The following is a 14053-nucleotide window of genomic DNA, read 5'->3' as shown; positions in this document are numbered from 1 at the left end:
GAACATTTGTTCTTTTATTGTAACGGATATTGTGCTATGAATCAAGCATTTTTGCCTAAAAAATATGCTTCCTGTTTTTTTCTGCCGGGGGATGCCCGCTTCCACGTAAAACACTGCCTGTTCCCGCCCCCGGAAAAATCCTTCCTATCCAATCCGGATGCCCTTCCCGTCCGGACGGGGCCGCGAACCGCCATCAGGGCGCGCTCCTGCTTCCGGCCGTATAATGCCGAAAAAAAAGCACTGCCTGTTCCGGGAAACGTCCCGCAAAATGCAGTGCTTTCACACCTCTTAATCCCCGTCAAACAAATCAAACAAGCCTTTTGCCATGCTGCCTTCATCCTTTGAACCGCCCGCTGCCGGCATTGCGGCAAATACGCGGCTGGCCAGGCGGCTGAATGGCAGCGACTGCACCCAGACCGACCCCGGCCCGCGCAAAGTGGCAAAGAACAGGCCCTCTCCCCCAAAAAGGGCTGTTTTGATCCCTTTGACAAATTCAATGTCATAATCTACCGTCTTTGACATGGCGACAAGACAGCCTGTATCCACCCTCAATGTTTCGCCGGGTGCGAGCTCGCGTTTCTGGATCGTGCCGCCAGCGTGGATAAAGGCAAAGCCGTCTCCCTCAAGCTTCTGCATGATAAACCCTTCCCCGCCGAAAAATCCGGTTCCGAGTTTCCGCTGAAATTCAATGCCGACTGAGACCCCTTTTGCCGCTGCCAAAAATGCATCTTTCTGGCAAATGATTTTCCCGCCCAGTTCGCTTAAATCCATCGGCACAATCTTGCCCGGATACGGCGCTGCAAACGCTGCATGCTTTTTATCACGGGCTTCGTTTGTAAAGGCGGTCATAAACAGGCTCTCACCGGTGATCAGCCGTTTTCCTGCAGAGAACAGTTTTCCCATAATGCCGCCGCCCTGGCCGCCCGAGCCGTCGCCAAAAATCGTTTCCATCCGGATGCCGTCTTCCATCATCATCAAGCTGCCGGCCTCGGCAATGACGGTCTCCTGCGGGTCGAGTTCTACTTCAACAAACTGCATGTCGTCCCCGACCAGTTTAAAATCAATATCGTGGTTGTTCATTTCCCTACCTCCTCAAAATGCACTCCCCCTGTATACGGACTTGCAGTTCGCAATGTTTCATTTTTATTTCCCGTGCAGCGTTCGTTTTATTGGACGAAAAGGCAGGGACCCCCCTTCCCTGCCAGGCTTAAATCCAATACAGCCCGCTGTCTTCCATCGCCCTATATCCCTGTTGTTTCAAGAATTGCATCCGGGAGCGTCGGATGTTGATTTCATATGCAACCTGCAAAGCAGCCGCTTTATGGTACTGATTGATAAACGATCCATAGCTGATTGGCAACACGAGTGATTGATTGTTTGAAAAAACCACTTCAGTTTTTTTGCCTTCTGGGGTGTGGTCTTTAATATGCCCGGAGATCAGCCAAATACAATCCGGCTGGCTGGGCGATTTTGTTGGAAAAAGTATGGTAGCTGTATGGGGATCGACGAGGATCGGCGGCTTGTGCCGGACATGAATCAGGCTTTTTGTCGCATTTTTTCTTCCTTCGTAATCGCTTCCAAAGTATTTGCAGCTTTTTTTCACGATATTCAGGGGAAGTTCCGGCACAAATCGTTCCCGATCCACTTCCAATATTTTGGTCCCTTTTTCTCCCCCCTCCTGACAAGGAATCAGCGCAATCGTGTTTGGATGAATGTCCAATTGTCCATGTTGCATAATGCATTCCCCCATTTTATTTTTCTCATGATCCACTCTCTATTATAGTACAATCTTCCTACATTTCTAGTACTTTTTTTAAAAATATGCATTTTTTTCTTTGTTAATCGTTTCAGAAAAATTCAATTTTTACATTGCTTTTTATTGAAATGCTCTGTATAATAAAAAAAAGCGAAAAAGGTGATCATACATGGAAAACAAAAAATCTTTCTCTGACGTGCCGAAAGAAAGCCCGAAGTCCCGGATTCAGATGGAGAAATTTGTGGAACACATTTACACGGACATGTTGCTGAATGAGATCCTGCTGAACAAAAAAAGAGAAGAGTTATTAAGAAAAATTGACCATGTACTTGATCTCCGCGATGAGGAGCAGTTCATGCATTTAACGAACGAACTTAAAAAAATCAACCTGCAATTTGGATAAATACAGGCCATGCAAACAGGCTCGGCCCGTTTGCATGGCTTTTCTTTTGCATAAAAATGGCAGGTGCAGAGCGCGGCCAAAAGATTTTTGCCCGGAACAGGCCGCGCCTGCTGCACTTTCAGTATTCCTTATTCTTCCAGCATGCGGATCCGCTCCAGTATTGTCGGATGGTCATAGCGAAATATTTTGACGAGAAGCGGCGGATTGACTTCGCTTAAACCTGCTTTTGTTAAAATTTGGAACGTTTCAATGCCGGACTTTTTATCATGCGTCATCTGTACGGCATAACGGTCCGCCCGCATTTCCTGATAGCGCGATGCCCAATTGGTAAGCGGGCTCGACGCAAAGAGCAGAACTGAGGAAATAAGCAGAAATAAAGGCAGCGAGCTGATGCTGGAAACCCCGGACATCCACCGCCCGCTTCCTTTCCAACGCCCAACCGCATTCATCCATCTGGCAATCAGCCACAGCCCGATGAGCATCATCAACATATAACCCGCGATGCCGAAATATATATGTTTTTCCACATAATGCCCCATCTCGTGTGCCATCACGAATAAAATTTCTTTATCATCCATACGGTTGAGGGTCGTGTCCCAGAGCACGATTCTTGAGTTGGAGCCGATGCCGGTGACGTAAGCATTCAGGGCGTTTGTTTTTTCCGACATATTCACTTCGTACACATGGTCAGCAGGAATTTGTGCTTTTTCCGCAAGCGCCAGAATTTTCGCCTCCAGTGCCTTGTCTTTTAACGGATAAAAATCGTTATACAGCGGATCAATCACGACCGGCTGGATAAACATCATAAACACCGTAAAAGGAATGGAAAGCAGCCAGGCCGGGAGCCACCATTTCCGCCGGAATTTTTTCATCAGGGCGTACAATACTGCGACGACAGCAAACATGATGGCAAAATTCACCCAGAAATCGGTCAGTTCATCTTTCATCCATCCTGCAAAATTTTGGGCGGAAATGCCGTACGCTTTTGAAAAACGATGGGACAAATAATCGAACGGAAAGGTAAACAAAAAGGCTGCAAGCGAAAACCAAAAGAAATAAACCGCGGTTTGAATGAGGCGGATGTGTGAAACTGCCGCTGCCCATTTTTCAAACATTTTGGAAATACCAAGCACAAGCACCAAAAAATAAAACAACCACTCATATGGCACGGACAGGAAAAAAAGCAGATTCCTGATTTTTGAGTATGCTTCGCTTAGAAACAATTGGCGGCCGCTCATAAAAGTAGCTGGATCGGCGGCTGTCCCTTTATATTGGGCGGGAATGGCGGCATCGGCGTAATGAAACAAATACCAGTACATCAAAAGGCCGAACAAAACGTATGCCGCAATCGCCCGCAGCGCCCACTTCATCTTCACTCCACATGCACTCCTTCCTTGTCCTCTTCTATATATGTAGCCAAGGAAAAAGGCATTTAGAACAGCCAATACGGCTTTGCTCCTTCAAAACAGAAAAGAATAAAAGCTCAACACCGCAATCGCCCCGAGCACGACAATGATGACATTCGCGCCGATGAACGCGAGGATGATGGCCGTTCCCGCGCCGATCACTCCGAACAGCGGATCTTTTTGAATCAAAAACACTTTTGGAAAAATCAAGGCGCCTAAAATCGCATACGGAACATTTTTTAAAATGCCTTCCAAAAAGGGCGGCAGCGTTTTGTTTTGCAAGAGGACGAGGGGCAGTATCCGCGGCAAAAACGTCACGATGCCCATGCCGATAATGACGAGGATAATGGTGCTCATTTTTCTTCCACCCGCTTTTTCCGTTTGTATGTTTCCGCTATTTCAACCAAAACAGCCGACAACAAAGTGGAGACGATGATGGACCAGCCTTCCTCCATGACGCCGTAACCGGTAAAAATGCTGTTTGACACTGCTGAAAGAGCGGCAAGGAAAAGGACTTTCACACTTTTTTTCAAAGACGGGACAAGGAGGCCAATAAACATCGCATACAGGGCAACCGTCATGCTTGCCTGCAAAAATTGCGGCAGGTTGGCTCCGATCACATACCCGATCCCGGAGCTCACTACCCAACTGGCATAAGCGATAAAAGTGACGCCAAATCCGTAACCGATCGGTATTTTTCCGTTCCGTGTGGCGAGCACCGAGAAAGTTTCATCCGTAATGCCGAACGCAAACAATCCGCGTTTCCATTTGCTTTGTTCTTCCACTTTTTGGCTCAAAGCGGCAGTCATGAGAAAATGGCGGATGTTGACGACAAAGGTGGTCAGGATAATGACAAACGGGCTTGTGCCGGCAGCAATCAAACTTAAACCCATATACTGGCTGGCGCCGGCATAGACAATCAGGCTCATCAGCACAGTCTCTACCAATGTCAGGCCGGTTGTTTTAGACAACAGGCCGAATGTGAGCGCAATGGGAAAGTATCCGATCGCAATGCTTGCGCCTGCCTGCAGCCCGGGTTTGAAACTGCCTGTTTTTTCCTCCGCCATGGATGCTGCTTCCAACTTTTATCCCCCCAGCTTTGAAATGATTATCAATATTCTTATATTTTCCTATTATACGCCTTGTCTGTTTTTCTAACAAGATGCCAAAAACCCGCCATTCGTTCCGGAGGGCACTCATAAAGTTGTGTTTAGATACAGGATAAAAAAACGGCGGGACACGATGGATGGTGGTGTCCCGCCGTTTCTTTCGGGCTTTCGAACGGCTTCCCGCTCCGAGAGCGGATTTTATCTGATTGGCTTTCAAGCGTTCTTTGCCGGTTACTGAAGGTTTAAAAAGGGTTTTTGCAATCCCTGCTTCCATATTGCGATTTTCCCGGGAAGCAAGTGTTAAGCCGCGGTTTTCCAATCACGAGTTTCTGTATCTCCGTTTTTTATGGCCGGGCCGATTGTTTTTGCAGCTGTTCTTTTAAAGACCTGCGCAAAATTTTCCCGGTTGTGTTTTTCGGAAGCTCTTCCAGAAATTCAATTTCTTTCGGGACTTTGTATTTGGCAAGCCGTTCTTTGCAGTAATCGAGCAATTCCTGTTCCGTCAGATTTTTGTTTTTCGATACGACGTATACTTTCACGGCTTCCCCCTGATTTGGGTCAGGGATGCCCACTGCAGCTACCTCCACGACATCCGGATGGTCGTAAAGCACTTCTTCCACTTCGCGCGGATACACATTAAAACCGCCGACAATAACCATATCTTTCTTGCGGTCCACGATATAAAAGTAACCCTCTTCATCCATCTTCGCCATGTCGCCGGTATGCAGCCAGCCGTTCCGGATCGCAGCCGCCGTTTCTTCCGGCATTTTATAGTACCCTTTCATCACGTTCGGACCGCGTACTACGAGTTCGCCGACTTCGCCGACAGGCACCTCATTTCCAAGCTCATCCACGACTTTATTTTCAACATGGACAATATTGGTGCCGATCGATCCCGGTTTGCGCGGGCGGTCAAGCGGATTGAAGCAGGTAACCGGGGAGGCTTCCGACAATCCGTATCCTTCCGAAATGAGCACATTGAATTTTTTTTCAAAGTTTTTCAGAAGCGCAACCGGCATCGAAGCGCCGCCGGATATACACAGCCTGAGCGTGGCGAAGTCTTTCGGATCCCCGCCTTCATATTGGAACAAATAATTGTACATCGTCGGCACGCCGGCAAATATCGTTGCTTTGTACCGGCTTGCCACCCGGAACACTTCTTTCGGGCTGAACTTCGGCAATATGAGCAGCGTTGCCCCGCTGATGAGCGGCGCATTCACGGCAACCGTCAGGCAGAAAACGTGAAACATCGGCAACGCCGTAATGACCCGGTCATCCGCGCTCATTTTCAAATAGGAGCCAATATCGCTCGCATTCGAATATAAATTTTTATGTGTGAGCATCGCCCCCTTCGGCTTTCCGGTCGTTCCGGACGTATACAAAATAACCGCCGTATCCTCTTCAGAAAGCGGCACTTCATCGACGGACGGCGAACTTTCCGCCAGTATTAGTGAAAACGATTTCAATTTTGGGTGCGTATATTTGCCCGCTTTTGCCGGATCGGTTTCACAAATGATGTAATGCTCCACTTTCGGCAGCCAGGCATCGATCTTATCCACATACGGTGCAAATAAATCAAGCGCCACAACTGCTTTCACATCGCCGTTATCCAATATGTAGCGGATTTCCTCCGGCGTGTAAATCGGGTTGACCGGTATCGTGGTCACGCCGGCCCGCATCGCCCCGTACAAGGCAATAATAAATTGCGGTGAATTGCCAAGCAAAAGAGCCATATGATCCCCTTTTTTGAGTCCGAGTTTTTTCAGCCCGTCCGCAAACTTTGAAACGGCCGTGTCAAGCTCCTTGTACGTAACAGGCTGGTCCATAAAAATATAAGCTGTTTTGTCCGCGTTTGTTTCCGCCGTCTTTTTTAAACTGGACGGTAAATTCAATTTCTCCCTCCCCTTTCTGAGTGAACAATCATTCATTCTACCCGTTTATTATATAAAAACAATTAAAATATTTCAATACAAATTCCCGGATTGCCGATTGGAACCCGGGAATTTGTGTGTTCTTAATAGATGAGGCTGATAAAGTCTTCTTTCGTTATGTTGCCAAAATAATGCCGGATATCTGTGCCTTCCAACGCTTTTTCAATGCCGGCGCGCTCATAACGGCAGCCGGCCAGCTTTTCTTCTATATCCTTTACTTCCCCGATGCCGAAAAAATCGCCGTAAATTTTGCAGTTTTCGATGATCCCTTTGTTCACTTCAAGGCGCACATCGACCGTTCCCGCCGGAAAACGCTGGGAATGGCGGAGATTGAATTTTGGCGATTTTCCATAGTTCCATTCCCATGTCTGGTACCGCTCTTTTGAAATTTGGCGGATTTTTTCCCAATCCTTTTCGGTCAGCTTATATTCCGGTATGTCCTTGCCGCCGAAAATGTTTTCCAAAAGCAATTGCCTGAATGCCGGCATGGAGATCGGGCGGTCGAGAAATTCGGAAATGTTGGCGACGCGGCTCCTCACTGACTTGATCCCTTTTGATTCGATTTTTTCTTTTTTGACCTTTAAAGCCTGTGCGACTTTATCAAGTTCTGAATTGAGCATCAGGGTGCCGTGGCTGAACATGCGCCCGTTTGTGGAAAACTGCGCGTTCCCCGAAATTTTCCGGTTGCCGACCTGAATGTCATTGCGCCCGCTCAATTCTGCGTTTACACCGAGTTTGCGCAATGCCTGCACAACCGGGTCGGTAAATTTGCGGAAATTGCTGAAGGACTCGCCGTCATCTTTTGTGATGAAACTGAAATTGATGTTGCCGAGATCATGGTACACCGCGCCACCGCCGGAAAGCCTGCGGACGACGATGACACCGTTTTTGTCCACGTAATCCGTGTTGATTTCTTCGATGGTGTTTTGGTTGCGGCCGATAATAATCGACGGCTGGTTTATGTAAAAAAGCAAATAAGTTTCATTGATATCGAGATTTTTCAAGGCATACTCTTCGATAGCAAGGTTGATGCGCGGGTCGGTAATGCCCTGGTTATCAATAAACAGCATAGTGCCGCCTCCTTTATGCAAAATGTAAAGCAATCCCTTTCATTTTCATTATAGAACAAGGGATGCCCGTGGGCAATCTTTGATCTTTTCTCTATTTTTCTAAAAAATTCACCATTTCGCCATTGACATTCAAAAACTGTTATAATACAATTAAAAACATAATAAACAGTTATATAACAAAGGAGTCGTGAAAATGGTACAAAATATTTTAGACTTTTTCAAAAACCTGCCTGATAAATATTGCACAGAATGCGGCGAAAAAATCGATGAGCAGTCGGAATGCTACGGCAATACATGTCCGAACTGCCTGCACGTGAAAAGCCATGAATAGCGAAAAGGGCAGCGCAAGGCATGAAAAAACGCCTTCACGCTGCCCGGTTTTTTAAATTTACGGATAAATCGGTTTTAGGCATGACATGCATTTTCCGCGCTGTCACATGCACCTGGACCGTATATGTGCCGGGTTCTTTAATGACCGTTTTTGCGGTATAAATGCCGTGCTGGTCATGCTTCGCTTCCAGCATCGAGCTGTTTTTATCCGAATTTTCCTTCCAGATTTCAAACTTCACTTCGTCTGCATCGTCTACTTTTTCTTTCCCTTGTGTGACCACCGCCTTTAACGGGATGCTTGTGCCGGCGTCAGCCGTTTTGGGAACGATGAGCTGCACTTTTACCATTTTCGCCGGTTTTACAGCTGCCGTCTCTTGTTTTCCGCATCCGGCAAAGAGCGATACGGCCATCAGGAACAAGCCCGCCAGAATCCACTTTCTCACCACTTCACCCTCTTTTTTCTGTTTTTACCGTTTATACTGAAAATACATGTTATAATGATCATACAAAATAACGCTTACATCCGTAAAGGGGGAGGCTGATTTGAAGAGAAAGATTGCACTTCTCGTGTTGTTCGCATTTTTGCTTCCGGCGCTTTCCTCCTGTGCGCCAAAAGGGGACCCGGTTGAACACTTTCAATTTACGGACCAGGATGGGAAATCTTTCAGTCTGGACGATTTAAAAGGGAAAGTATGGGTGGCCGACTTTATTTTTACGAGCTGCAAAACGGTTTGCCCCCCGATGACGATGCATATGAGCGAATTGCAGGAGAAAATCAAAAAAACAGGTTACAAAGATGTGGAGCTTGTATCTTTCAGCATCGACCCCGAAGTGGATACGCCGCAAAAGCTGAAACAATTTGCCAACCAATTTCACAGCGATTTTTCCATGTGGCATTTCCTTACCGGCTATTCGCAGAAAAAAATCGAAAAGTTTGCGATGAAAAATTTTAAAAACCCGGTCGCCAAATCGGACGGAAATGACCAGGTTGTCCACGGCACGAGTTTTTATGTCGTCAATAAAAACGGCGAGCTTATAAAAGACTTTGACGGGAGCGCGGACTTTGATGCTGACAAAATCATGAAAGAAATCGAAAGACTGCGATAATCAAAAACGCCGGCTGGTGGCCGGCGCTTTTGATTATTTATACTGTACATATACAACATGCGTTTGCAAGTATTCCTCAAGCCCGTGTTTGCCGTCTGCGCCGCCGACGCCCGATTTTCTCCACCCGGCGTGGAATCCCTGGATTGCTTCAAAGCTTTCACGGTTCACATACGTTTCGCCAAATTTTAATTCATTGCTGGCACGCATCATCGTGTCTACATTGGAAGTGAAAATGGCGGAAGTCAGGCCGTATTGATAGTCTTTGCCAGTTCAATCGCCTCATCAAGCGTTTTAAACGTGGCAATCGGGAGAACCGGCCCGAAAATTTCCTCGCGCATGATTTCCATTGTGTTATCGACATTGACAAGCACGGTCGGCTCATAATAGTAGCTTTTGTCCCTTTCGGCCTGGTTTTGAAGGCTCAAGCCTTAATGGACTTTCCCGTTTCTCCGCAAACAAATCCATAAGGAAAACAGCAAAAATCAAAGGAAAAATAAGAAGAGGGGGGGAAGGAAACGAATTCTTTAAGCGGCAGCCACCAATTTGTTCTATTGTTCACATAGTTGTCCTTTTCCTTATGAACGGAAGAGCATTATAATAGGAGATGGAATAAAATTGGAATAGGGGAAATTTGCCCTGCTTTTTTTGGTTGATCATCAGATGACCGGATAACCATTTAAACATTTTAATGAGATCGAGGTAATGAGCATGAAAAAAGGAATTTTGTACATTGTTTTGTCTGCTGTATTTTTCAGCACGATGGAAATTGCCATAAAAATGGTTGCCGGTACGTTTCATCCGATCCAATTGAACCTGCTTCGCTTTTTTATTGGCGCGGTTATATTGTCGCCATTGGCGTTTCAGCATATGAAAAAATATCATTTTCACATGACAAAGGACAGTTTTTTATTTTTTGTTGTAACCGGCTTTTTATGTGTTGTGATCAGCATGACATTTTACCAATTGGCCATTGTTTATACAAAAGCTTCCACCGTTGCGATTTTGTTCAGTTGCAACCCGCTGTTTGTTATTCCGCTCGCTTATTTTCTTTTAAAAGAGCGTCTTTCGAAGCGGACGCTGGTTGCATTGGGCATCAGCCTAGCCGGAATTTTGTTTATCGTCAACCCGTTTGAAATCCAAAGCCCTTTCGGCATTATTGTTGCGCTTCTTTCGGCGGTTACGTTTGCGCTTTACAGTGTTGTCGGCAGAAAGGGCAGCCAGCAATTTAAATGCGACGGCGTCATTTTAACCTGCCTGAGCTTTTTTACCGGCAGTATGGAAATCCTTGCGCTTGTATTGCTTTCAAAAATCGGGTTTGTTGTGGGCTGGCTGCGTTCCATTGGCCTCGGCGTATTTGCAAATGTGCCCGTGTTCCGCGGAATTGCATGGCATACGCTGCCAAGCCTGATTTATATCGGCATTTTTGTCACCGGGCTCGGGTTTGCGTTTTACTTCCTTGCCATGGATGTAACGAGCGCCTCAACGGCTTCGATGGTTTTCTTTATTAAGCCGGCGCTGGCACCGGTTTTGGCGCTCATTTTTCTCAGAGAAGCGATTACGCCGGCTGTTGCGGCCGGGATTATCCTGATCGTCGCAGGTTCGCTGATGACGTTGCTGCCGGCTGGAAGCAAACAGCCCGAACTCAGGGTCAGCCGGGCAAAAAGCAGATAATCTTTTCATTTAAAAAGGCACAAGTGTGATCCGCACTTGTGCCTTTTTTGTTTTACTGGTTCAGCCGTTCCGCCGGGGTTGCCGGTGAAACGGCTGGTTTTTCCCCGCCCCGGACGGTCCCGAACCGTTCTTTTTCAATTTCTTCCAGCGTTTCTCCTTGTGTAGACGGCGCGAGAACGATTCCGATGATACAGTGGATGACAAGGAATACGATCATCACAATTCCCGCTACTTTAAAACTGAGCGTGTCCATAATGGTTGGAAGCAGAAAAGACCAGATGGCAATCCCGAACCGGACGAGGAAATAAATAAACCCCTGTGCGCCCGCGCGGTACCGTCTCGGGAACAATTCACTCGCCCACAAGCCGTAAAATGCCTGGGCGCCAAATCCGGCAGCGCTTCCCCAGAGAATGACAAAAGCAAAAAGGGAGAACCAATTCATCCCTGTAAAAGTCAAAATAAGCCATGCGGCAAGCCGCTTGAGATGCAAAGACCGGCATGCAGCTCTGTTTACAAATACAGCCATAAAAAAACAGCAGGACCGGCCAAAATGGCTTCGTCCTGCCGCTTTCACAGCAAATCTCTTATGCTTCCATCGGAGAGGCTGCCCCCTCCTTTTCTACCATCTTATGAAGGCGTCTAAATTTCACAACAAAGTAGAGAAGGGAAAGAAAGATAAACGCCGCAAAAAAGGCCGAAAGCTTATCGGCATTTTGCCACATGAAACTGAAATCGCCGCTTGAAATCACCGCTTTAAACATTTTCAGCGAATATGTCATCGGCATCAGGTCATGGACAGCCTGAAGCGGCTTTGGAATCAATTCAAGCGGGAAGGTGCCTGCGCTTGTCGTCAGTTGCAAAATCAAAATGATGATCGCAATGTACCTGCCCGGGTTCGCGAATGCCGCAACCAAAAATTGGATGATCGCCATATAAGTCAGGCTCGTCATAATGGTTGCAAAGATAAACAGTGGCACACTTTGCACATGCAATTTCAGCAGATCAAGCAGAATGAAATCTGCCAAAAGCGATTGTAAGATGCCGATCAGTGCCATGACGCCGAATTTTCCAAGAAACCAGGTTACCCCGTTTTTCGGCATGATTGCCGGGGCTTTTACATTGTAGATAATTGTCAGCAATAACCCGCCGACAAAAAGCCCGAGCGATAAGAAATACGGAGCAAGGCCGGTACCATAGTTCGGCACTTTTGTCACAGCATCATGGTTCAGCCGGACCGGGCTGCTCATCATATTATAAGTGGCGTCGGTCGGATTGATGGCCCCGGCCTGGTCAGCCGCTTTGCCAAGTTTATTGCTCAGTTTATCTGCGCCGGCATTTAATTGGCCCGTGCCGGAAACAAGGTTGCCCGCACCGTTGTTCAACTGCTTACTTCCGCTTTGCAACTGGGCTGCGCCATTTAATAATTGGGACGTGCCTTTTACGAGCACGCTTGAGCCGTTCGCAAGTGATTGTGTACCATTCGTCAATTCATTTGAACCTTCTGCCAGTTTTCCGGTCCCTTCTGCAAGCGCGCTTGAACCGTTTGCCAGTTGTTTCGTTCCGTTTACGAGCTGGCCTGAACCGCCGGAAAGCTGCTCGAGCCCGGATGCAACCGCCGTTGCCCCGGATTCGAGGCTGTTTGCGCCGGATGCAGCTTGTTGCAGTTTTTCATTAAAAATGGTTGCATTTTTGACGAATGCATTTTGGCCGCTTGCAAGTTGCTGTGCGCCGGCATTCAAACGATTGGCGCCTTTGGCGAGTTCGCCAATACCGGTTTGCAATTGTTGCTGCCCGCTGCTTACCTTTGTAAGCCCTTCGTTCAGGTGGGAAAAGTACGGAGCAATCGCCTGTTGAATTTGGCTTTGCAAAGCGGCTTGCGTAGATGCAGACCCGCTGGTTAACGAGGCCGAAAGCTTATTTTTGACCTCGTCTCGGAATGCTTGTTGGAATTTCTGTTTCTTTTCATCTGTATAATTACTTAAGATTTGGTTGGAAACCGTCTTATATGTTTCGGCCGGCAGCACTTGTTCTAACTGGCTGAGCAGGTGTTTTGCCTGGGTCTTTTGCTGTTCAAACATACTGCTGCTCATCGCATCGATTTGCGACTGAAGGCCGGTAAGCCTGGTCTCCATGTTTTCATCCATCTGGCTTGTAATGCCCGCTGCAAGCTTTTCAGGCAGCTGTTGTTGCAGCTCTTTCACGCCGTTTTGCACTTGGGCGGTGCCGCTCGTTAACGCCGGAAGCTGGCTGTTTACTCTATTTAATCCGTTACTTAATTTGTCGCTCCCGTCTGCCACCTTGTCGGTACCAGTTTGAATCTGTTTCGACGCATCAAGCAACTGGCCGCTTGCCGAGGCAAGCTGGTTCATACCTGAGGCCAACGATTTTGAACCGTTTGCGACCTTATCCGCACCCGATTTTGCCTCCGACAGCCCGTTTGAAAAAGTAACCGAGCTTGCCGCCAATTGGGCCAAATGGTTTTTCAAGGAAACGGCGCCGCTGTCAACCTGGGCGATCCCTTCGCCGAGCGTGCGTGAACCGTTATACAGTTTCAAAGCGCCCTTGTTTAAATCAGCCGCCCCGTTATGGACCCGGCCGATGCCGTCATTCAGGGCGGTAGCGCCGGTCAACAAATTTTCCGTTCCTTTTCTTAAGACAACAGCGCCGTCTTTTAGTTTGCCGCTTCCTTTGGCAAGGCTTTTTGCCCCGTTTCCGGCAGACCGGTAGCCGTTTGCCATCTCTTTCACTTTGCCGAATACTTCTTCCGCATACGTTTTTGTCACCTGTTCCGCAACGCTCGATTTTATTTTTGTCATTGCAGATTCTTCAATTTTGGAAGAAATATAGTTCATTGCCTGGTTTTGAATATAGTTCAGCTGCAATTTTTGTGGGTTTTTATCCAGTAAAGTGGTTGCGTTTTTAGAGAAATCTTCAGGGATCTCTATAATCATATAATATTGGTTATCTTTCAGTTTTTTCTCCGCCGTTTGCTGATCGACAAAGTGAAAATTAAAGGTGTCCTTTTCTTTTAAATTTTTGACGAGCTTATCCCCGAGGGCGAGATGTTCCCCCTCCATTTGTGCCCCTTTGTCTTTATTTACAACGGCAACCGGCAATTTTTCGATATGCCCGTACGGATCCCAAAGAGACCAGATAAACATGCCGGCATATAAAATTGGCACAAGAATAATGGCTGCCGTTTCAATCAGCTTTTTCGGCGAACGTAAAATACTCCGTATTTCCGCGAACCATAAATTGTCCATCTAAAAT

At 47.1% G+C, this 14053-nt stretch carries 14 protein-coding genes and 1 pseudogene; 4 read left to right on the top strand and 11 right to left on the bottom strand.

What is annotated here, in order from left to right:
• Positions 1 to 288: 288 nt before the first annotated feature.
• Together NST20_RS04360 and NST20_RS04355 are read right to left on the bottom strand one after the other, a co-directional pair.
• A complete protein-coding gene (locus NST20_RS04360) occupies positions 289 to 1080 on the bottom strand; it encodes a TIGR00266 family protein (RefSeq protein WP_029142338.1) in 792 nt (263 codons plus the stop codon).
• A gap of 127 nt (positions 1081 to 1207) precedes the next feature.
• The gene (locus NST20_RS04355) at positions 1208 to 1735 is read right to left on the bottom strand and encodes a competence protein ComK (RefSeq protein WP_019721794.1); all 528 of its coding nucleotides are present in this window, start codon (positions 1733 to 1735) and stop codon (positions 1208 to 1210) included.
• 190 nt (positions 1736 to 1925) lie between these two features.
• On the opposite strand from NST20_RS04355, the gene NST20_RS04350 reads away from it, so the two are divergent.
• Positions 1926 to 2159, top strand: a complete 234-nt coding sequence (locus NST20_RS04350; protein ID WP_013858750.1) for an IDEAL domain-containing protein — start codon at positions 1926 to 1928, stop codon at positions 2157 to 2159.
• 128 nt (positions 2160 to 2287) lie between these two features.
• Here the strand turns inward: NST20_RS04350 and NST20_RS04345 are convergent, their stop codons facing one another.
• The 5 genes from NST20_RS04345 to NST20_RS04325 form a co-directional block, all read right to left on the bottom strand.
• The gene (locus NST20_RS04345) at positions 2288 to 3535 is read right to left on the bottom strand and encodes a M48 family metallopeptidase (RefSeq protein WP_342400147.1); all 1248 of its coding nucleotides are present in this window, start codon (positions 3533 to 3535) and stop codon (positions 2288 to 2290) included.
• Positions 3536 to 3619: 84 nt separating this feature from the next.
• Complete coding sequence (locus tag NST20_RS04340; RefSeq protein ID WP_017553325.1) at positions 3620 to 3922, bottom strand: AzlD domain-containing protein; 303 nt, start codon at positions 3920 to 3922, stop codon at positions 3620 to 3622.
• Positions 3919 to 4632, bottom strand: coding sequence for an AzlC family ABC transporter permease (locus NST20_RS04335; RefSeq protein ID WP_342400407.1), 714 nt, complete (start codon positions 4630 to 4632; stop codon positions 3919 to 3921). Before NST20_RS04335 ends, NST20_RS04340 begins: the two co-directional genes overlap by 4 nt.
• 386 nt (positions 4633 to 5018) lie before the next feature.
• The gene (locus tag NST20_RS04330) at positions 5019 to 6566 is read right to left on the bottom strand and encodes a fatty acid--CoA ligase family protein (protein WP_342400146.1); all 1548 of its coding nucleotides are present in this window, start codon (positions 6564 to 6566) and stop codon (positions 5019 to 5021) included.
• Between the two features lie 122 nt (positions 6567 to 6688).
• The gene (locus NST20_RS04325; protein ID WP_118500427.1) at positions 6689 to 7675 is read right to left on the bottom strand and encodes a lipoate--protein ligase; all 987 of its coding nucleotides are present in this window, start codon (positions 7673 to 7675) and stop codon (positions 6689 to 6691) included.
• Positions 7676 to 7868: 193 nt separating this feature from the next.
• Here NST20_RS04325 and yhfH point away from each other — a divergent pair, with 193 nt between their 5' ends.
• Positions 7869 to 8006, top strand: coding sequence for a protein YhfH (yhfH, locus tag NST20_RS04320; protein WP_014095772.1), 138 nt, complete (start codon positions 7869 to 7871; stop codon positions 8004 to 8006).
• A gap of 34 nt (positions 8007 to 8040) precedes the next feature.
• Here the strand turns inward: yhfH and NST20_RS04315 are convergent, their stop codons facing one another.
• Positions 8041 to 8448 (bottom strand): FixH family protein, encoded by a 408-nt coding sequence (locus NST20_RS04315; protein ID WP_342400145.1) that lies wholly within the window; start codon positions 8446 to 8448, stop codon positions 8041 to 8043.
• Positions 8449 to 8548: 100 nt separating this feature from the next.
• Between NST20_RS04315 and NST20_RS04310 the strand changes: the two genes are divergently transcribed.
• Positions 8549 to 9112, top strand: coding sequence for an SCO family protein (locus NST20_RS04310; RefSeq protein WP_342400144.1), 564 nt, complete (start codon positions 8549 to 8551; stop codon positions 9110 to 9112).
• 33 nt (positions 9113 to 9145) lie between these two features.
• On the opposite strand, the pseudogene NST20_RS04305 reads toward NST20_RS04310, so the two are convergent.
• Positions 9146 to 9513: pseudogene (locus NST20_RS04305) on the bottom strand (aldehyde dehydrogenase family protein); the annotation flags it as partial.
• 301 nt (positions 9514 to 9814) lie between these two features.
• Here NST20_RS04305 and NST20_RS04300 point away from each other — a divergent pair.
• Positions 9815 to 10783, top strand: coding sequence for a DMT family transporter (locus tag NST20_RS04300; protein WP_342400143.1), 969 nt, complete (start codon positions 9815 to 9817; stop codon positions 10781 to 10783).
• Positions 10784 to 10835: 52 nt separating this feature from the next.
• Here NST20_RS04300 and NST20_RS04295 read toward each other — a convergent pair whose 3' ends face one another.
• Entirely contained in the window at positions 10836 to 11357 is a 522-nt protein-coding gene (locus NST20_RS04295; RefSeq protein WP_342400142.1) for an MFS transporter, read from the bottom strand.
• A gap of 10 nt (positions 11358 to 11367) precedes the next feature.
• On the bottom strand, positions 11368 to 14046 hold the full coding sequence (locus NST20_RS04290) for a YhgE/Pip domain-containing protein (RefSeq protein WP_342400141.1): 2679 nt from the start codon (positions 14044 to 14046) through the stop codon (positions 11368 to 11370).
• Positions 14047 to 14053: the final 7 nt, after the last annotated feature.

Origin of the sequence: Weizmannia sp. FSL W8-0676 (genome assembly GCF_038593015.1) — a bacterium.
Lineage (GTDB): Bacteria > Bacillota > Bacilli > Bacillales > Bacillaceae_C > Weizmannia > Weizmannia coagulans.
Note: the sequence above shows the minus strand (reverse complement) of the source record. Positions and strands in the feature narration are given on the sequence as shown.